Raw genomic sequence first — 19,951 nt, forward strand, 5'->3', positions numbered from 1 at the left:
AAAAAGGAGGGGAAGTATGAAAAATGAAAGAGCGAAGATAAAAATAATTCCTCTTGGTGGTATAAACGAGATTGGGAAAAACATAACAGCTATTGAATATAAAGAAGATATTATTGTAATAGACTGTGGATTAAAATTCCCAGATGATGATATGTTTGGTATAGATATTGTAATACCAGATGTTTCATATCTAATTAAAAACGTTGAAAAAATCAAGGGAATATTTTTAACTCATGGACATGAAGATCATATAGGAGCATTACCATATGTGTTGAGACAATTGAATGTTCCTGTATATGGAACTAAGCTTACGCTTGGAATAGTTGAGACTAAACTTAAAGAGCATGGCTTACTATCTTCAACAGAATTAATAAAAGTAAAACCAAAAGATATAATTAAGCTTGACAGTGTTTCGGTAGAATTTATAAAAACTAATCACTCGATTGCAGATTCGGTTGCAATTGCAATTCATACACCACTTGGTGTTGTACTTCATACAGGAGATTTTAAAATTGATTATACCCCAATTGATGGGGAAAGGATGGATTTTGGAAGACTTGCTGAATTAGGTAGAAAAGGTGTTCTAGTAATGATGGCGGATTCAACAAATGTTGAAAGACCAGGATATACAATGACAGAAAAAGTTGTAGGGGAAACCTTTTTAAAGCTATTTGGTAAAGCTAAAGGCAGATTAATTGTTGCTACCTTTGCGTCTAATATTCATAGGATTCAACAGATTATTACAGCAGCAGAAGCTTATGATAAAAAAGTTGCAGTATCTGGAAGAAGTATGGAAAATATTGTGCAAGTAGCAGTTGAATTAGGATATCTGAAACTTGAGAAAGAGATATTAATTCCTATAGATCAGATATCAAAGTACCCTAATGAGAGGGTTGTTGTTATAACAACTGGAAGTCAGGGGGAACCACTGTCTGCTCTTGCTAGAATGGCAGCTTCGGAACATAGAAAAGTAAATATTGTTCCAGGAGATACGGTTATTATTTCGGCTACACCAATTCCTGGAAATGAGAAGCTTGTTTCTAAGGTTATAAATCAATTATTTAAAAAGGGTGCACAAGTAATATATGGTTCTGAGGAAAAAATACATGTATCAGGTCATGCTTGTCAAGAAGAATTGAAGTTAATGCAAGCGTTAGTAAAACCAAAGTTTTTTATACCAGTCCATGGTGAATATAGACATTTAAAGAAACATGGAGAGGTAGCAATGGAAATTGGTCTTCCGGAAAACAATTTGTTAATACCGGAAAATGGAGATATAATTGAAGTTGCTAGAAATGGCATCAAAAAAATTGGAACAGTTGTGTCAGGTCAAGTATTTGTTGATGGGCTTGGTGTTGGAGATGTTGGAAATATTGTTCTAAGAGATAGAAAACACCTTTCACAAGATGGTATATTAACAATAGTAGTAACTATAGAAAAGCAAACCGGCAGAGTTGTATCAGGGCCAGACATAATTTCAAGGGGATTTGTATATGTAAGAGAATCTGAAGGGCTTATGGATGATGCCAGAGAATTAGTTAAATCTGTTCTAAAGAATTGTGAAGAAAAGCAGATTACTGATTGGGCAACATTAAAGTCTAAAATGAGAGATGAACTTAGAGAATTCCTTTATGAAAAAACTAAGAGAAAGCCAATGATATTACCAATAATTATGGAATTTTAATATATCTAATTTTCGTAATTAATTAATTTAATTATAATAATTATAATTATTAATGATTTTTGAAGATAGAAATTATAATTAATTTGTAAGAGCCTTGACTTTTATTCTCGAAAAGAGTAAAATTTAAAATAGTTGCGTAGGAAATTGGGTGCTTTAAGTATCCAATTTTCTTTTTGAAGAAAAAAGTTATAGGTTTACATAAAAAATATAAAATCACAGTTTACAAACTGTTTGGAGGAATAAATATGGAATTAACAAAAAGAGAAGATATTAGAAATATAGCAATTATTGCCCACGTTGACCATGGTAAGACAACATTAGTTGATGCTCTATTAAAACAAAGTCATACATTTAGAGCAAATGAAAAAGTAGAAGAAAGAGTAATGGATTCTAATGACTTAGAAAAGGAAAGAGGAATTACAATTCTTTCAAAAAATACTGCTGTAATTTATAATGATATAAAAATAAATATAGTAGATACTCCAGGGCATGCTGATTTCGGTGGAGAAGTTGAACGTGTACTTAAGATGGTTGACTCAGTTTTACTTGTTGTTGACTCATATGAAGGTCCAATGCCACAAACTAAATTCGTTTTAAAGAAATCATTAGAATTAGGATTAAAACCAATCGTTATTATTAACAAGATAGATAAACCTAATGCTAGACCAACAGATGTTATAGATGAAGTATTTGACCTATTTGTAGAACTTGGAGCTAATGATGAACAATTAGATTTCCAAATTATTTATGCATCAGCTAGAGAAGGTTTTGCAAAATATAGTGTAGATGATGATAATAATGATATGAATCCTATATTTGAAACAATAGTAAAATATGTTGCACCACCAGAAGGATATGTAGATGAACCACTTCAAATGCTTGTAAGTACATTAGATACAAATGCATTTGTTGGTAAAATTGCAATTGGTAAAATACATAGAGGTACAGTAAAAAGAAATCAAACAGTATCTTTATTAAAAAGTGATGGTTCAAACTCTAATTTCAAAATAACTAGTATATTTACATACAAGGGATTGAAAAGAGAAGAAGCAGAAGAAGCTTCAATGGGAGATATAGTTGCAGTAAGTGGTGTTCTTGATGCAAATATAGGTGATACTATAGCAGACTCTTCAGCACCAGAAGCACTTCCATTCTTAGAAATAGATGAACCAACATTAAACATGAACTTTATGGTTAATGATTCACCATTTGCAGGTCAAGAAGGTGAATTTGTAACATCAAGACATTTAAGAGATAGATTAATGAAAGAACTTGAAACAAATGTAAGTTTAAGAGTAAATGAACTTACTCCAGATTGTTTTGAAGTTTCAGGAAGAGGAGAACTTCATCTTTCTGTTCTTATTGAAACAATGAGAAGAGAAGGTTATGAATTCCAAGTTTCAAAAGCTAATGTTATCTTTAGAGAACACAATGGACATAAGGAAGAACCAATTGAATACTTAACAATAGATGTTCCAGAAGAATTTATGGGGCCAGTTATGGAAAAGCTTGGACCTAGAAAAGCTGAAATGGTTAATATGACATCAGCAGTTAATGGATATACAAGATTAGAATTCACAGTTCCAGCTAGAGGTCTTATTGGATTTAGAAGTGAATTAATGACTGATACAAAGGGTAATGGAATCATGAATCACGTATTCCATTCATATGAAAAATATAAAGGTGAAATTCCAGGTAGAAGCAGAGGATCAATAGTATCTTTCGAAACTGGAGATTCAATAGCATATGGATTATTTAGTGCTCAAGAAAGAGGTCAATTATTTATAGGAGCTGGTGTTCCAGTGTACGGTGGTATGGTTGTTGGAGTTTCTGCAAGAGCAGAAGATCTTGAAATCAATGTATGTAAAATGAAGAAACTTACTAATACAAGATCATCAGGTGCTGATGATGCATTAAAATTGACTCCACCACTTGAAATGTCTCTTGAACAATGTTTAGAATTCATAAATGCTGATGAGTTAGTAGAAGTTACACCAAAGTCTATCAGAATGAGAAAAAGAATTTTAGATAGTGCTGAAAGAAGAAGAACGATTAGTAGAAGTAAGAAGTAATTTACTAAAAGTACTTTAAATATTAAATAAAATAAATATAATTAAAGTAAATGGTCTTTTTAGACTATTTACTTTTAATTATATCTAGGAGAAGTTATGAATAAGCATAAATCATTTAGAAAATTCGTACTCATAGGTATCTTTTTTCTATTTGTAATGGTATTATTTTTTACTGTTTCTTATAATAAAGCTATAGATAAGCCATTAAAATCTAATGAAGATACAATTACGATAGAGGTAAAACAAGGGGAAGGTTTTAATGATATATTAAATAAACTAGATAAAGAAAATAAATTATCTAGTAAATTTTTTGTGAAAATAAAGTTGGCTATAGATAAAAGAAATTTTAAATTGCATGAAGGAATCTATGAAATAAATACTAATGCTACATTAGAAAGCTTCATCAATTCTTTGGAAAATGAGAATGGTGACAAGGATTTGGTTAAATTAACAATACCTGAAGGATATTCAATAGATGAAATTGCAGATACTGTTGACGAAAAAGGAATTTGTTCTAAAGAAGATTTCTTAAAAGCAGTTAAAAATTATGATTTGCCTGAATTTGTAAAAGCTGATAATAAAAAAAGATATAATTTAGAAGGATATTTGTATCCTGATACATACTTAGTTAAAAAAGACAGTGATGGGAATTCTTTGATTAAGACTATGCTGAATAGATTTAGTGAAGTATTACAACAGGTAAAGGAAGAAACTAAAACTGACTTAAAAGATGAAGAGGTTGAAAAAATTATTAACATAGCATCAATCATAGAAAAGGAAGCTAGGGTACCAGGAGATAGAACTTTAATTTCTTCTGTAATATATAATAGACTGGATAAAGATATGAAACTGCAAATAGATGCGGCTGTAATTTATGCTTTAGGATACCATGTTGACAAAGTATTAAACAAGCATCTGGAAATTGATTCACCTTATAATGTATATAGATATAAAGGATTACCAGTTGGACCTATATCTAATCCAGGTATTGATTGTATTAAAGCTGCATTAATGCCAGCAAAGACGGAATATTTATATTATGTTTTGCAGACTGATAAAACTCACTATTTTACTAATAATTATAATGATTTTTTAAAGAAGAAAAAGGAATTAGGATATTAATTCAGTTTACAGTTTACAGTGCACAGTTTTCAATTGTAGATTGTGAGTTGAAGTTAGAAGTATGATTGAAATTTGGAGGAAGTTATGAGTGAAATTACATATGACTATATGGAAGAATATATTAGAGGGCTAATTTCAGATAGGGATGGAATATTAAATGAAATAGAGAATTTTGCAAGGGAAAATGGAGTACCTATAGTTCAAAAAGAGACAGGTGTATTTCTTGAATTCATGACTAGTATGAAAAAGCCAAAGAGAATACTAGAATTAGGCACAGCTATAGGTTTTTCGTCAATCTTGATGTATCAGGCAGCAGGAACTGAACCTGAAATTGTAACAATCGAAAGAGATGAAAGAATGATAGAATTAGCAAACGTTAATTTAAATAAATTTAATTTGAGTGAAAAGATAAAGATTGAAGAAGGGGATTGTCTTGAGGTTTTAGAAAAACTGACTGAACCTTTTGATTTGATCTTTATGGATGCAGGCAAAGGACATTATAATCATTTCTTACCACATTGTTTAAGGCTGCTTAAGGAAGATGGAATAATCGTGGCTGATAATGTCCTATTTAGAGGGATGGTTGCATCACAAGATTTGGTGAAAAGAAGAAAAATAACAATAGTAAAAAGAATGAGAACTTATTTGGAATTAGTTACTCAAGATAAAGATTTAATAACATCTGTCATACCTATGGGAGATGGAATTGCAGTTACTAAGAGGAGGTAATTAAAAATGATAAGACCAGAAATTTTGGCACCAGCAGGTAATTTAGATAAGCTTAAGATAGCAATAGATTTTGGAGCAGACGCAGTATATCTTGGAGGAAGTAAGTTGAATTTAAGAGCATTTGCTGATAATTTCACAAATGAACAATTAAAAGAAGGCGTAGAATACGCTCATGAGAGAAATAGAAAAGTCTATGTAACAATGAATGTTTTTCCGCATAATGAAGATTTAAATGGTGCTGAAAATTATATAAAAGAATTATATGAAACAGGTGTTGATGCAATAATAGCATCAGATCCAGCTATAATAGCTACTGCTAGAGAGGTTGCACCAAACTTAGAAATACATTTGAGCACGCAGGCAAATAATGTTAACTGGAGAGCTGCAAAGTTTTGGTATGACCAAGGTGTTAAGAGAATAGTAATGGCTAGAGAGCTTAGTTTGACCGAAATCAAGCAAATGAGAGATAATTTACCTGAAGAATGTGAAATTGAAGCATTTGTTCATGGATCAATGTGTATAAGTTATTCAGGACGATGTTTGATATCTAATTATATGGTTGGAAGAGACGCTAATAGAGGTGCTTGTGCACAAGCATGCAGATTTAAGTATCATTTAGTTGAAGAAAAGAGACCTGGTGAATATTATCCGGTTGTTGAGGATGAAAAAGGAACATATATAATGAATTCAAAAGATTTATGTATGATAGAACATATAGATGATGTTATAAATGCTGGAGTATATTCTCTTAAAATTGAAGGAAGAATGAAGAGTATGTATTATGTTGCTGCAGTAGTGAAATCATATAGGCAAGCTGTAGATGCATATATGAAAGATCCTGGTGATTATAAATTTGATCCAAAATGGATGGAAAATTTAAATAAGGTAAGTCATAGACAATACCATACAGGTTTTTACTATGGCCAAAATGGTGAGCAGGTATACGAAGATTCGGCTTATATAAGAAACGCAGATATAATTGGTATTGTAAGAGCATATGATGAAGAAACACAAATAGCTACTATAGAGCAGAAAAATAAAGTTTTAAATGGTGATACTGTAGAAATACTAAGACCAGAAGGAGAAAATTTTGAGGTTGTACTCCATGATATGACGGAAGAAAATGGAACTTCAATTGAATCGGCTAATAGAGCAAAAATGATTTATAAAGTAAAAGTAGATGTGCCACTAAAGGTAAAAGACTTAATAGTCAAAGACAAATAATGAATAAAACACCTTCTTTAAGGCTAGAATTTAGCTAAAGGAGGTGTTTTATATTTTTACTGAAAAATTTCATATGAATAAAAGGCTAGCACAAATTTTGATTATGTTTATTGTAGTAATATTAATTTTAACAATGCGTTTATCTATGCTTCAAATATATCCATCTGATAAAGTTGTTTCTTCATATCAAAATCATCAAGAAGAAAATATAAGTAATATGAATTATATGATTGTTGATACTAATGGAAAAGATTTGATGAAATATAATAAAAAATATGTGCTTGTGATTGATACTAGGCCTTTCAGTTTAAATAATTATGAAGAAACACTAGAAGACTTAATGGCTTTAAATTTCATAATGAAGTCTGAAACTCCTGATTTTAATTATTCAGAAATAATGAAGCAAAGTGGAAAAGTGTATTTCAATATTTCAGAGGAGACTTATAATAAAATAAATAATCTTAAAAATATAAAAGGAATTTATACTTATATTTCCGATGAAGTTGATACAAAAAAAGCATGGAGTATTAGTAATATGTTATCAAAAATATTAGATGATAAACAGGAATCAAATTCATTAGAGGGGCAGTTATACAATTATTTAAAAGATAATGATAAACCTAAAAATGAATTCTATTTAGATAATAGAGCTGTTTATGCAGAAAAATCTGTAAAAATTAATGATAATAATAGAAACATAAAATTAACAATTGATAAAGAAATTGAGGATAAAATTCGAGAGATTTTAGATAAAGATGAATACTCATATCTTAATAATATAGGAGTAACGATAATGGAAGCAGATACAGGTAAAATTAGAGCTATAGTACAAAAAGATGAGAGTGAAGCTAATATAAATTTAGGAATTCAACAGATTGGCTATGAGCCAGGATCAATTTATAAAAGTATTACTCTCGCAGCGGCTCTGGATATGGGATTAGTAAATGTGAATGATACTTTTGTATGTAGTGGGAAGATATGTAAGGAAGTTCATGGAAAATTATCTGTAGAGCAAGCCTTTGAAAAATCGTGTAATGATATTTTTGCAGAATTAGGAGCTAAGGTTGGTTATGAAAAATTAATGGAATATTCAAAGGAGCAGGGATTATATGATAAAGTTCTAGATTTTAATACTAGCAATAGAGTTGAAGCAACAGGTGTAAAACCTAATATAGATGCAGGAATGAACAATATATCCATAGGTCAATGTATGAATGTGACACCAGTTCAGATGTTAGGAGCTATAAATACAATTATTAATAATGGGGTATATGAGAAACCATATATAGTTGAAGGAATTTTAGACAAGGATGATAATGAAGTAAAAGAATTTCAAACTTCAAAGAAAAAAGTATATAGTGAGACTACGGCAAAACTAGTTAAAAATGCTATGAAGCAGGTTGTAATAAAGGGAACGGGAATAAAAGCTTATATTAGTGATTTAGATATAGGTGGGAAAACTGGATCCTCTACAGGAAATGGAGGCCAGACGCATGGATGGTTTGCAGGTTATTTTAAAGTTGGAGGAAAGAATTATACGATGATTGTGTTTACTCCAAGCATAGAATCAAAGAATAATAATACTAATAATGAGGAATTAGGTGGAGGAGATACAGCTGCACCGATTTTCAAGGATATAGTAAAAAAACTTTCTGGAAATTAACTGAGAAATGTTCAATCTTAAGTTAGAGTGAATATAAAAATAAATGAAGATTGATGGGCAACTTTTTTATTATTTAAACATATTATAATATCAAGCACTGCTATGGAGGAAAAAGGTGTTTGTATTAAATAACTTTATAGACTTAATATGCAATTCCTTGTTTTTAACTGGATATGTAACAAACAGTAATACATTCCCATTGCCATTGGATGAGGCAGAAGAGCAATTGTACTTAAAAAAGTTTAAAGAAGGAGATAAGACTGCAAAAAGCATATTGATCGAAAGGAACTTAAGATTAGTGGCTCATATTGTTAAAAAATATTCATTCCCAAATAAGGATGTTGATGAATTGATTTCTATTGGAACTGTCGGATTAATAAAAGCCATTGATTCTTTTGATTCTAGTAAGGGGACTAGACTTGCAACTTATGCATCAAGATGCATTGAAAATGAAATATTAATGTTATTAAGAAATAACAAGAAGCAAAAAAGTGAAATTTATTTACAAGATCCAATTGGAGTTGATAAAGAAGGAAATGAATTTTGTCTTATGGATATATTAAGCAGTGAAAAAGATTGCGTTTTAGAAAAAGTTGAAAGTAATTTACAAGTAAGGGCTTTATATAAGAAGTTGATAGAATCATTAACAAAAAGGGAAAGTGCTATTTTGATAATGAGATATGGTCTAGTAGATGGAAAATGCAAGACACAGAGAGAAATTGCTATAAATTTAGGGATTTCCAGATCATATGTATCTAGAATAGAAAAAAAAGCCTTAAAGAAATTAAAAAGAGAACTATTTTTGAGAAATTAAGGATATATGAAGGAAAATGAGTTAGATTTTCTTAAGATAGATATTGACATACTTGGAATAAGAATGCTATTTTAAAAAGTAGCATTTTATTTTTTTGTAAACTTCTGAAATAAAAGAGGAATTTAACGAAATATGTTGAATATAAAGCAAGTAATAGATTTTTTCAGTTAGGAAGGGAAAGAATTAATTATGCAGCATGGGACAATTACAGTAATAGATTTTGGAAGTAAAAAATTATCAGCTTCCATTGCGGAAACTGGAAAAGAAGATATTGAGATTTTAGCAGTTAAATCATGTAAATCAAATGGTATAGAAAAAGGCTTATTAGTTGATGTTATTAAATGCAGGGAAAATGTTATAAATTTGTTGACTGAATTGGAGGAGAAAACTAAAAAAGATATTAAAGGGATATCTATTGGAATTTCTTCGAATAATATTCGTATTACTGAAATTACTACAGCTATAAATTTGCCAGAAGAAAAGGTTACAAGTAATGATATTAGAAAAGCATTGAAGAATGGTCAAAAAAGTATAATTATAAGTGAAGAAGAGTGTGTAGTTGATGTATTAATTAATTTCTATATATTAGATGGAAAGGTAATACATAAAGACATAATTAATTGGAAAGGCCGAAAGTTAGAAATAAGTCTTACATTAGTAATAGGGCAGACGAATGAAATTCAAAAGTATTATGAATTATTTAAAGATACTAAATATGATATTGAATTTATAAAATTAAATGTATTAGTCGGAAAACAAATTTTCTTGAATGAAAAAAATTCCATGGGCAATGTTGCTTTAGTTGATATAGGAGCAGGAATTACTGATATAGCGCTATTTAATAATGGAATTCCTAAAAATATAAACGCCATTCCACTAGGTGGAAATAATATAACTAATGATTTGGCTATTTGTGGGCAATTTTCATTTTTGGAAGCTGACAACATGAAAAAGATTTATTCAAGTAATTATAATACTTTATATAAAGATACTTCTATTTCTGACGAAATTGAAGTAGGGACAACTAAGGTATCAAAAAAGTTGTTTTATGAGGTGGTTAGTGCTAGAATTGAAGAAATATTAAGTTATGTTAATATAAAATTAAAAAATACTGGTCATTATGATAGGATTTATAGTATAATTCTATATGGGGACGGAGTCAATTATTATGAAGATATAAATGAAATCGTTCGTAAAACTTTTGAGATACAAACTAGAGTTATTACTAAGAGTGAATTAGGAATAAAAAATTCTGAAAATATTACTTCCATGGCTATAGCTAAAGAGGTATATGATAGATTAAATTTATTAGGGAACAAGGGTATAGTTCAAGCTAATAAAAATAACGAAATTAAAAGAATTGATGAAAATCATAATTTGCACAATAATGAAGGTGAAAATCATATTATTAAAAAATTAAAGGATTTTTTTAATAAGATTTTTTAAGGGGAGGAATTGTTTTGTTAGATTTTGAGACAGATATACAAGAATTAACCAACATAAAGGTAATTGGTTGTGGTGGCGGTGGAAGTAATGCCGTTAACAGAATGATAGTAGAAGGATTGAAAAATGTTGAGTTTATCGCAATAAATACAGATAAGCAAGCTTTGATGCTTTCTAATGCAAATCAAAAAATTCAAATTGGAGAAAAATTAACTAAAGGTTTAGGTGCTGGAGCTAATCCGGAAATTGGTAAAAAGGCAGCAGAGGAAAGCAGAGAAGAGATTACAGCATCTGTAAAAGGCGCTAATATGGTGTTTATTACAGCTGGTATGGGTGGCGGAACAGGTACTGGTGCAGCTCCTATAGTTGCAGAAATAGCAAAGTCTATGGATATTTTAACTGTAGGTGTAGTTACAAAGCCTTTCCCTTTTGAAGGTAAAAGAAGAATGAGACATGCTGAGATGGGTATTGCAACATTAAAAGAAAAGGTTGATACATTAGTTATTATTCCTAATGAAAGACTACTTAACATGGCAGATAAGAAAACAACATTATTAGATTCATTTAAATTAGCTGATGAAGTGTTGAGACAAGGTGTTCAGGCTATTTCAGATTTGATTACTATAACTGGTGTAATTAATGCGGACTTTGCTGATATAAAGGCAGTTATGCTTAATAAAGGATTAGCACATATGGGTGTTGGTTTTGGTAAAGGTGATACAAGAACACAGGATGCTGTTAAGCAAGCTATATCTTCTCCATTGTTAGAAACATCAATAGATGGAGCAACAGATGTTATCATAAACTTTACAGGTGGTGCAGATCTTGGTGCTTTAGAAGTATACGATGCTGCAGATGTTGTTCGTGAAGCTGTTGATCCTGATGCTAACATAATTGTTGGAGCAGTAATTGATGAAACTCTTACTGAAGAAATTAGGATTACTGTTATTGCAACTGGATTTGAAAGCGAAAATAATGCAATTGCTAATTCATTAGTTGAAGAACCAAAGAAACAGCCGGTTCAAGAAACAGTGAAGGCAGAACCAGAAGTTGCAGTGGATACAAAAGAAACAGAAGTGAATTCTAATAGTTTTGAAAATGATGATTTAGATATACCAGTTTTTTTAAGAAGACAAAAAAGACACTAAAGAAGATCAATTAAATTATATAATTGAATAAAAGACAAAATCTAATTATTTAGGTTTTGTCTTTTTTGTGTGGTTAAATTCCTAATTTAGATAAAAATGCTACATTGTATTTTAATTTTTTATATTAAAATACAATGTAGCATTTTTAAAAATATATAATGTAAATATATGTAAAAAGGATAGGTAAAAAAACAAAAATAATTAATGTCATTATGACAAATTTTTGAAATTAATAAGTATATAATAAATTTCATACAGGAGGAGTAAAATGAAAATTTATGCAGATGTTTTAATTTTAGAAAATAGTATAGTAAATTTTTTTTTATTAACTTTAACTATGAAGATGATAAAACACAAATGCAAAATTGGAGCCTTAATATGTTCTAGTATTATAGGTGGAATATATACAATAGTTTTGATTATTCCACAATTAACTGTAATGACAAATTTACCCTGCAAATTAGCAGTAGCATATATTATGGTGAGAATTGCATATGGAAGAAATCATATTATTAATAATATGAAAGTCTTATTTGTTTTTTTGCTCGTAACATTTACTTTAAGTGGACTATGTTTTCTATTATCGTTACAACAAAATATATATATTCTAGGAAATAGCTTTAGAATAGAAAAATATTCGATTAAATATATCATGTTGGGAATAATGATTGTATATGTAATTTATGGCAGGTTAATTGAATATATCAGAAATAAATTGTTTGTGAATAATTATATTTTTCAACTTGAATTTGAAATACAAGATAAGAAATACAATTTTAAAAGCTTTCTAGACACAGGAAATGAATTACGAGAACCAATTACAAATCTCCCGTGTATATTGATTGAAAAAAATCTGATAGAAGATATAAAATTTGATTGCAATAATACATATCGTATTCTTTATGATTCTATTGGATATGGAGGAGAACTAAAGGGAGTAAGAATTAATAATGTTAAATTAAATAGTAATAGATTTCTAGATAAAAAAATTGATGCGATAATATGCCCTTGTACAGAAAAATTAAGTAAGGAAAACGAATTTAATGCATTATTATCAAGGGGAGTAGTATAGAGGGGGATATAAATGGAAAAACTAATTTTATTTTTTAACAAACTAATAAGTAAATTTAAATGGATTAGAAAAAAATTATATTATGTTGGAGGCAATGATGCTTTACCGCCACCATTATCAAAAGATGAAGAAGAGGATTTGTTAAATAAATTAAATGATGGTGATGAAAATATTAGGAGCATTTTAATTGAGCGAAATTTAAGGTTAGTGGTATATATAGCCAGAAAATTTGAAAATACAGGTGTATATGTGGAAGATTTAATTTCAGTTGGAACTATTGGCTTGATAAAAGCAGTTAATACTTTTAATCCTGAGAAGAAGATTAAATTGGCAACATATGCTTCAAGATGTATAGAAAATGAAATATTAATGTACTTGAGGAGAAATAGCAAAATAAAAGCAGAAATTTCATTTTATGAACCCCTAAATATCGATTGGGATGGAAATGAACTTTTATTATCAGATATATTAGGAACTGAAAACGATACTGTTTATAATTTAATAGAAGATGAAGTTGATAAGCAATTACTAATTTTAGCATTAAAAAGTTTAAATGATAGAGAAAAAGAAATTGTAAGGTTGAGATTTGGCTTAAATGGATCAAGGGAAAAAACACAGAAAGAAGTTGCAGATATGCTTGGCATTTCTCAATCGTATATTTCTAGACTAGAGAAAAAAATAATTAAAAGATTGAAAAAAGAAATAAGTAGAATGATTTAGCTTGTCTTCAAGTATAAAAGTATTCCCTATCGGAGATAATGTTTAATGCAATGGATTATTACTTTCGAAGGGGTGAATACTTGTGATAATTAACAAAGTAGAAATATGTGGCGTTAATACTTCAAAACTCCCTGTACTTAAGGAAAAAGAAAAAAAGCAACTCTTTATGCAAATGAAAGCAGGAGATAAAACTGCAAGAGAAACTTTTATAAAGGGAAATTTGAGATTAGTACTTAGTGTTATTCAAAGATTTAATAATAGAGGAGAAAATATTGATGATTTATTTCAAGTGGGTTGTATTGGATTAATGAAGTCAATAGATAATTTTGATTTATCTCAAAATGTTAAGTTTTCAACTTATGCTGTTCCAATGATAATTGGAGAAATTAGAAGATATTTAAGAGATAATAATTCTATTAGAGTGAGCAGATCTTTAAGAGATATTGCATATAAAGCACTAATTATGAGAGAGAAGTATATTAAGGAGAATAATAAGGAACCTACAATTTCTCAAATTGCAAAAGAACTTGAATTACCAAGAGAAGAAGTTGTATTTGCACTAGATGCGATACAAGATCCAGTATCATTGTTTGAACCAATATATCATGATGGAGGAGATGCAATATATGTAATGGATCAAATAAGTGATTCACAAAATACAGATGAACATTGGCTTGAGAATATATCTATAAAGGAAGCGATGAAGAAGCTCACTGATAGAGAAAAATTAATATTAAATTTAAGGTTTTTCAATGGAAGGACTCAAATGGAGGTAGCTGATGAAATTGGAATTTCGCAAGCACAAGTTTCTAGATTAGAAAAGACAGCATTAAAGCATATGAGAAAGCATATATAAATAATTTAATTATGGGGGAGAATTATGGAAAATGAATTACATTCACTTAATGCTATGAGAAATATGGAAGTAATAGATATAATGACTGGAGCAAAAATTGGTTTTATAAAAGATTTTAAAATAGATTGTGATGCAAATAAGATTATTGCACTAATTTTACCAGGAGAAATGAAATCGTGGTTTGCGAAGGACGATGAAAAAGAAATCTATTGGAATGAAATTGTGAAAATAGGAACTGATGTAATATTGGTAAAAATAAATGATAAAGTAAATGCAAGTAATGTATAGTCAGATTTTTAAAATATATGTATAATAAGAGAAGGAGTTGATATAGGAAAGCTAAGAGGTGACTGAAAAGTATGAAATGTCCATATTGTGGTTTTGAAGAAAGTAAAGTTGTTGATTCAAGAGCAGCAGAAGATAATACATCTATTAGAAGAAGGCGTGAGTGCTTGCAATGTACTAAACGTTATACAACATATGAAAAAATAGAAGATTTACCGATTTTAGTGATAAAAAAAGATTTTACTAGAGAAAATTTTAATAAAGAAAAAATAATTAATGGACTAATCATTGCATGCCAAAAACGACCTGTATCTAGGAAACAAATTGAAGATATAGCAGCTGATATTGAAAAAACTGTTTCTAATAGTATGCTTACAGAAGTTCCAACAAATGATATAGGTGAAATGGTTATGGCTAGATTGAAAGAAATAGATGAAATATCATATGTAAGATTTGCATCAGTTTATAGGCAATTTAAGGATATTAATACTTTCCTAGATGAGATAAAGAATCTTATAAAATAAACTATTTGAATTTAAGGGTGTTGAAAAATTTCAATATCCTTTTTTGCATTCAAGTGGATAGTTTAGATTATTAGCTTCATTGAAGGAATGTTATATATAGGTTAAACTTTGGTAAATAAAGATGATAAATAGCATTTATAATGTTAAAATTAAGTAAGAATTAATATATAAAATTACAGTATATTTTAGATAAAAGGTGTAAGTTATTGTTTTAAGGTTATGATTATGTTATAAGTAATATAAAAATGCGGAGGAATATAGTGAATACATTAGAATTAAAAGAATTATATATAAAAGAAGATTTTGCAATATTAGATAATGATAAATCAATAGTAGCATTTACTAATGCAGAGAAAGAGAGAAGTTTTAATAGAAATACGGAGGATGGGGTAAGTGAAATTAATTCTTTAAAAAAAGAATTTGCTGCAGATGATGTTATATATCTAAAACAAATCCATAGTGATAAAATATTAAAATATGAAAATAATGCTTCTTATATTAAGAATGAAGAGGGAGATGCAATAATAACAAATCAAAAAAATATTATTATTGGCGTATTTACGGCTGATTGTGTTCCGATTATATTAGTAGATGAAGTGGATGGAGTAATGGCGGCTATACATAGCGGTTGGAGAGGAACTTTTGAATCAATAACATTAAAAACAATAAGGAAAATGAAAGCTGAATTTAATATTAAAGTTGATAATTTAAGGGCATATATAGGACCGCATATTAGAAAGTGTTGCTACGAAGTTTCAGAGGATTTAAAAAAGGACTTTATTAATAAAAAAAGTACAATAAGAGAAGAGGATCTATTTGAAGGAAGAAATTTAAATTTGGAAGCTTGTATATTAGAAGATTTAAAAGAAGCTGGTGTAAAGGCATGCAATATAAACAGTTTGAATTTATGTACTTATTGTAGTGATGAGATTAAATTACATTCATATAGAAAATCAAACGGAACATATGGTAGAATGTTTTCATTTGCTATGTTGCGTTAAGGGGGAGTAAATTATGGCAAAAGAAAAAATATTAATAGTTGATGATGAAGAACATATAGTTGAATTATTAAAATTTAATTTATTAAATGCAGGATACAATGTGTTTACTGCTAATAATGGGATAGATGCAGTAAAAATTGCTAAATCAGAAAAACCTAACTTATTATTGCTTGATTTAATGCTTCCGGGTATAGATGGATTTGATGTTTGTAAAGAAATAAAAAGAGATAATGAAATGAAAAAGACATCAATAATTATGCTGACAGCAAAGGGTGAAGAATTGGACAAAATACTTGGATTAGAACTTGGAGCAGATGATTATATTACGAAACCATTCTCAGTTAGGGAGCTGCTTGCAAGAGTAAAGGCAGTTTTGAGGAGAACAAATTCATTTGAAGAAATTGAAGAAGATTCTTATAACTCAGAAAATCTTAAAGTAGACTTTGAACGTCATGAAGTATATGTTAATGATGAAAAGGTAGACTTAACTTTAAAAGAATTCGAACTTTTACAAATATTAATAAAAAATAAAGGAAAAATTCTTAAGAGAGAAACCTTGTTAGATAAGATTTGGGGATATGAATATATAGGAGAAACAAGAACTGTGGATGTTCATATAAGATATCTTAGAAAAAAAATAGAAGAAGATGATAAGAATCCGAGATTCATTGAAACTATAAGAGGAGTAGGGTATAGATTTAACCCAGCAGAATAGTAAAATGAAAAATAAAATATTAACTTCAGTTATGATAACAGTCTTGTTTGCAATAATAATTGTAGTATCTTCTTTTATGATAATAACAAATTTAGAACAGGAAAAATTTACAACAGAAGAACTTAGGAATATTAATTATTTAGTTTCAGAATTAAATAATGTTACAGATATTAGTAATAACAATTATGAAGCAATAAGAGAATTAAATACAACAAAAATAAATGGAATAGACGTAAGATTTACTCTTATTGATAATAATGGTGTTGTTTTATATGATAATGAGCAGTTAAGTGGTGAAAATCATAAAGATAGAGTAGAGGTCAAAGAAGCATTGGCTAATGGGGAAGGATATTCAAAACGATATAGTGACACTATAAAAGCATACTTAATTTACTATGCAACTAAGTTAAAAAATAATTATGTAATTAGAAGTTCGGTCAGTATAAATACAATTACCTTATTACAAAAAGAAAATATAAAATATTGTTTAGGAATATTAGCATTAGTCATTCCTTTTTCTGTATTTTTATCGCTAAGATTAGTTAAAAAGATTGTTGATCCAGTAAAAGAATTAGAAAGTGTAACCTTAAAGATGGCTCATGGGGATTATGAAATTCGTGCAGATATTAATACTAATGATGAACTTGGAACTTTAGGAAACAGTTTTAATAATATGGCGGAACAATTACAATTGAAAATTCATGAAGTTATTGATAACCAAAATAAAATAGAATCTATTTTTAAGAGCATGGAAAGTGGAGTTATAGCAGTAGATAACCATGATAATGTTATTTCAATAAATCCATGTGCAGAGTCGTTACTAGGGATAAGAAAAAATATTGTGGGGCAATGTCTGCTGGATTATGTAAATGATTATGATATAAATAAATTTTTACAAGAAGAAGGAGAAAGTGATAAAGAAATAAAAATACTACATCCAATAGAGCGAGATTTTAAAATTAAAAAATCAGAAATGTTTGATGGAGCAGAAAATATAGGTAAAGTAATAACTTTTCAGGATATTACAGATATTAATAGGGTAGAATTAATGAGACGTCAATTTGTTGCTAATGTATCTCATGAATTAAAAACTCCATTAACCTCAATAAAAGGTTTTGCTGAAACCTTGAAATTTGTTAAAGATGATGAGACAAGAGAAAAGTTTTTAGATATTATTGATAAAGAAGCAGAGAGATTATCAAGACTTATAAATGATATATTGGTATTATCTAAAATTGAAAGTAATTTAACTATAGATATGGAAGAATTTGAACCAAGAATAGTAATTGAAGAAGTTCTGAATATAATGAGAAAAATTGCTGTTAATAAAAATATTAAATTAGAATTCAAAGATACTAGTGATAGAAAAGTTTTGGGAAATAGAGATAAGTTTCATCAATTAGTATTGAATTTAGTTGAAAATGCAATAAAATATTCAAAAGATGATTCTGGCAAAGTTGAAGTATTGAGCTATGATAAAGATGAATATTATTGTTTAATTGTAAAAGATAATGGGGTGGGAATACCTAAAGAAGATATACCAAGAATTTTTGAACGATTTTATAGAGTTGATAAATCTAGAAAAAAAGGTGGTACAGGACTTGGTTTAGCAATTGTAAAACATATTGTTAAATTATTTAACGGAGAAATTATTGTTAAAAGTGAAGTCGGAGAAGGAACTGCTTTTGAAGTTAAGATTCCATATATTGATTAATTAAAATTGAATGCTGAAGGAAAAACCGGAGAGAGGGTTTTCTTTCAGCATTCTTTTTATTTCTTTACTGATTTTTAACAATAGAAAAGTATAATGTTAAAATTTCTTAACATGTTTCTAATATAACTTAACATGTATATAATAATCCATTAACTAAATGGGTATATTATAGAATATGTAAGAAAGATATTTTAAACATAAATAATATGAGGTAAATAGTGGAGGGAAAATAAATGAAAAAAAGAACATTAAAGTTAATGGTTAGTGCACTAGTAGTGGCAATGATAGGAAGCGTAATGGTAGGTTGTGGACAATCAGCACCAAAAGATAATAAAGCAGATACAAGTACAAAAACTGAAGCGGCTGCAAAAGGATCTATAACATTAAGTGGATCAACAGCATTATTACCACTTGTAGAAAAAGCTACTGAACCATACAATAAGATAAATCCAGATGGACAAATTAGTGCTCAAGGTGGAGGATCAGGTACAGGGTTAACTCAAGTATTAGGTGGATCTGTAGATGTAGGAATGTCAGATATATTGGCTGAAGAAAAATTAGATGCAGATAAAGCTAAGCAATTAGTAGATCACAAAGTATGTGCTGAAGGATTTGGAGTAGCAGTAAGTAAATCTTTAGGATTAGATAATTTAACATCTGCACAACTTAAAGATATATTCTCAGGAAAAGTTACTAACTGGAAAGAAGTTGGTGGTCCAGATAAGCCGATTTTCATAATCCATAGAACAGCTGGTTCAGGAACAAGAGCTACATTTGAAAAAGTAGTACTTGGAGGAGATAAATCTTTAGAAAATGATTCATTAGGAGTAACTCAAGATTCAAATGGAGCAGTTTTAAGTGCAATGAAACAAAATGATGGATCAATTAGTTACTTAGGTCTTGCATATATGAACACAAAAGAAGCAAAAGATGCTATAAAAATAGTTAAACTTGATGGTGTAGCAGCTGAAAAAGCTAATATTGCTGATGGTTCATACAAATTCTGGTCATGGGGACATATGTATACTAAGGGAGAAGCAACAGGAGTAGCTAAGGATTTTATAGATTATGTTTCAAACAAAGTAGATAAATCAATATTAGATGAGTTAGGATTTGTTTCAGCAAGTGATATGAAAGTAAAATAATCAATTAAAGGATGAGTAAA

General features: G+C 29.0%; 18 protein-coding genes. All 18 read left to right on the top strand.

Annotated features, from left to right (window positions below):
• The first annotated feature begins 16 nt into the window (after nucleotides 1-16).
• The 18 genes from L3B98_RS02340 (at nucleotide 17) to L3B98_RS02425 (ending at nucleotide 19,931) form a co-directional block, all read left to right on the top strand.
• Nucleotides 17-1,684 carry a ribonuclease J gene (locus tag L3B98_RS02340; protein ID WP_015391346.1) on the top strand — a complete coding sequence of 556 codons (1,668 nt, stop codon included), beginning with the start codon at nucleotides 17-19 and terminating at the stop codon, nucleotides 1,682-1,684.
• A 245-nt stretch (nucleotides 1,685-1,929) separates the two neighbouring features.
• Nucleotides 1,930-3,756 carry a translational GTPase TypA gene (gene typA / locus L3B98_RS02345; RefSeq protein ID WP_015391347.1) on the top strand — a complete coding sequence of 609 codons (1,827 nt, stop codon included), beginning with the start codon at nucleotides 1,930-1,932 and terminating at the stop codon, nucleotides 3,754-3,756.
• A 96-nt stretch (nucleotides 3,757-3,852) separates the two neighbouring features.
• Nucleotides 3,853-4,878, top strand: coding sequence for an endolytic transglycosylase MltG (gene mltG / locus L3B98_RS02350; protein ID WP_238915474.1), 1,026 nt, complete (start codon nucleotides 3,853-3,855; stop codon nucleotides 4,876-4,878).
• An 84-nt stretch (nucleotides 4,879-4,962) separates the two neighbouring features.
• The gene (locus L3B98_RS02355) at nucleotides 4,963-5,607 is read left to right on the top strand and encodes an O-methyltransferase (RefSeq protein ID WP_015391349.1); all 645 of its coding nucleotides are present in this window, start codon (nucleotides 4,963-4,965) and stop codon (nucleotides 5,605-5,607) included.
• Nucleotides 5,608-5,613: 6 nt separating this feature from the next.
• Nucleotides 5,614-6,831 (top strand): U32 family peptidase, encoded by a 1,218-nt coding sequence (locus L3B98_RS02360; RefSeq protein ID WP_238915475.1) that lies wholly within the window; start codon nucleotides 5,614-5,616, stop codon nucleotides 6,829-6,831.
• 73 nt (nucleotides 6,832-6,904) lie between these two features.
• Nucleotides 6,905-8,494: a penicillin-binding transpeptidase domain-containing protein gene (locus tag L3B98_RS02365; protein WP_077361096.1), complete on the top strand. Its 1,590-nt coding sequence runs from the start codon at nucleotides 6,905-6,907 to the stop codon at nucleotides 8,492-8,494.
• Nucleotides 8,495-8,609: 115 nt separating this feature from the next.
• A complete protein-coding gene (gene sigK / locus L3B98_RS02370) occupies nucleotides 8,610-9,308 on the top strand; it encodes an RNA polymerase sporulation sigma factor SigK (RefSeq protein WP_015391352.1) in 699 nt (232 codons plus the stop codon).
• 189 nt (nucleotides 9,309-9,497) lie between these two features.
• The gene (locus L3B98_RS02375; protein ID WP_238915476.1) at nucleotides 9,498-10,754 is read left to right on the top strand and encodes a cell division FtsA domain-containing protein; all 1,257 of its coding nucleotides are present in this window, start codon (nucleotides 9,498-9,500) and stop codon (nucleotides 10,752-10,754) included.
• Between the two features lie 14 nt (nucleotides 10,755-10,768).
• The gene (gene ftsZ, locus L3B98_RS02380) at nucleotides 10,769-11,899 is read left to right on the top strand and encodes a cell division protein FtsZ (RefSeq protein WP_015391354.1); all 1,131 of its coding nucleotides are present in this window, start codon (nucleotides 10,769-10,771) and stop codon (nucleotides 11,897-11,899) included.
• A gap of 268 nt (nucleotides 11,900-12,167) precedes the next feature.
• Nucleotides 12,168-12,971, top strand: coding sequence for a sigma-E processing peptidase SpoIIGA (locus tag L3B98_RS02385; RefSeq protein ID WP_238915477.1), 804 nt, complete (start codon nucleotides 12,168-12,170; stop codon nucleotides 12,969-12,971).
• A gap of 12 nt (nucleotides 12,972-12,983) precedes the next feature.
• Entirely contained in the window at nucleotides 12,984-13,691 is a 708-nt protein-coding gene (gene sigE / locus L3B98_RS02390) for an RNA polymerase sporulation sigma factor SigE (protein ID WP_077361100.1), read from the top strand.
• A gap of 82 nt (nucleotides 13,692-13,773) precedes the next feature.
• Nucleotides 13,774-14,547, top strand: coding sequence for an RNA polymerase sporulation sigma factor SigG (gene sigG / locus L3B98_RS02395; protein ID WP_015391357.1), 774 nt, complete (start codon nucleotides 13,774-13,776; stop codon nucleotides 14,545-14,547).
• Nucleotides 14,548-14,571: 24 nt separating this feature from the next.
• The gene (locus tag L3B98_RS02400; RefSeq protein WP_015391358.1) at nucleotides 14,572-14,835 is read left to right on the top strand and encodes a YlmC/YmxH family sporulation protein; all 264 of its coding nucleotides are present in this window, start codon (nucleotides 14,572-14,574) and stop codon (nucleotides 14,833-14,835) included.
• A 71-nt stretch (nucleotides 14,836-14,906) separates the two neighbouring features.
• On the top strand, nucleotides 14,907-15,356 hold the full coding sequence (gene nrdR, locus L3B98_RS02405) for a transcriptional regulator NrdR (protein ID WP_015391359.1): 450 nt from the start codon (nucleotides 14,907-14,909) through the stop codon (nucleotides 15,354-15,356).
• 260 nt (nucleotides 15,357-15,616) lie between these two features.
• The gene (gene pgeF, locus L3B98_RS02410; protein ID WP_238915478.1) at nucleotides 15,617-16,357 is read left to right on the top strand and encodes a peptidoglycan editing factor PgeF; all 741 of its coding nucleotides are present in this window, start codon (nucleotides 15,617-15,619) and stop codon (nucleotides 16,355-16,357) included.
• A gap of 13 nt (nucleotides 16,358-16,370) precedes the next feature.
• The gene (locus tag L3B98_RS02415; protein WP_015391361.1) at nucleotides 16,371-17,072 is read left to right on the top strand and encodes a response regulator transcription factor; all 702 of its coding nucleotides are present in this window, start codon (nucleotides 16,371-16,373) and stop codon (nucleotides 17,070-17,072) included.
• A gap of 4 nt (nucleotides 17,073-17,076) precedes the next feature.
• Nucleotides 17,077-18,786, top strand: a complete 1,710-nt coding sequence (locus tag L3B98_RS02420; protein ID WP_238915479.1) for an ATP-binding protein — start codon at nucleotides 17,077-17,079, stop codon at nucleotides 18,784-18,786.
• 233 nt (nucleotides 18,787-19,019) lie between these two features.
• Nucleotides 19,020-19,931: a phosphate ABC transporter substrate-binding protein gene (locus tag L3B98_RS02425; protein ID WP_238915480.1), complete on the top strand. Its 912-nt coding sequence runs from the start codon at nucleotides 19,020-19,022 to the stop codon at nucleotides 19,929-19,931.
• Nucleotides 19,932-19,951: the final 20 nt, after the last annotated feature.

Origin of the sequence: Clostridium sp. YIM B02555, from assembly GCF_022320955.1 — a bacterium.
Lineage (GTDB): Bacteria > Bacillota > Clostridia > Clostridiales > Clostridiaceae > Clostridium > Clostridium saccharoperbutylacetonicum.

What these genes read in the sequence shown, in the direction of transcription:
- L3B98_RS02340 (WP_015391346.1), top strand. Translation starts at nt 17, where the DNA reads ATGAAAAATGAAAGAGCGAAGATAAAAATAATTCCTCTTGGTGGTATA.
- typA (WP_015391347.1), top strand. Translation starts at nt 1,930, where the DNA reads ATGGAATTAACAAAAAGAGAAGATATTAGAAATATAGCAATTATTGCC.
- mltG (WP_238915474.1), top strand. Translation starts at nt 3,853, where the DNA reads ATGAATAAGCATAAATCATTTAGAAAATTCGTACTCATAGGTATCTTT.
- L3B98_RS02355 (WP_015391349.1), top strand. Translation starts at nt 4,963, where the DNA reads ATGAGTGAAATTACATATGACTATATGGAAGAATATATTAGAGGGCTA.
- L3B98_RS02360 (WP_238915475.1), top strand. Translation starts at nt 5,614, where the DNA reads ATGATAAGACCAGAAATTTTGGCACCAGCAGGTAATTTAGATAAGCTT.
- L3B98_RS02365 (WP_077361096.1), top strand. Translation starts at nt 6,905, where the DNA reads ATGAATAAAAGGCTAGCACAAATTTTGATTATGTTTATTGTAGTAATA.
- L3B98_RS02375 (WP_238915476.1), top strand. Translation starts at nt 9,498, where the DNA reads ATGCAGCATGGGACAATTACAGTAATAGATTTTGGAAGTAAAAAATTA.
- L3B98_RS02385 (WP_238915477.1), top strand. Translation starts at nt 12,168, where the DNA reads ATGAAAATTTATGCAGATGTTTTAATTTTAGAAAATAGTATAGTAAAT.
- sigE (WP_077361100.1), top strand. Translation starts at nt 12,984, where the DNA reads ATGGAAAAACTAATTTTATTTTTTAACAAACTAATAAGTAAATTTAAA.
- L3B98_RS02400 (WP_015391358.1), top strand. Translation starts at nt 14,572, where the DNA reads ATGGAAAATGAATTACATTCACTTAATGCTATGAGAAATATGGAAGTA.
- nrdR (WP_015391359.1), top strand. Translation starts at nt 14,907, where the DNA reads ATGAAATGTCCATATTGTGGTTTTGAAGAAAGTAAAGTTGTTGATTCA.
- L3B98_RS02415 (WP_015391361.1), top strand. Translation starts at nt 16,371, where the DNA reads ATGGCAAAAGAAAAAATATTAATAGTTGATGATGAAGAACATATAGTT.
- L3B98_RS02420 (WP_238915479.1), top strand. Translation starts at nt 17,077, where the DNA reads ATGAAAAATAAAATATTAACTTCAGTTATGATAACAGTCTTGTTTGCA.
- L3B98_RS02425 (WP_238915480.1), top strand. Translation starts at nt 19,020, where the DNA reads ATGAAAAAAAGAACATTAAAGTTAATGGTTAGTGCACTAGTAGTGGCA.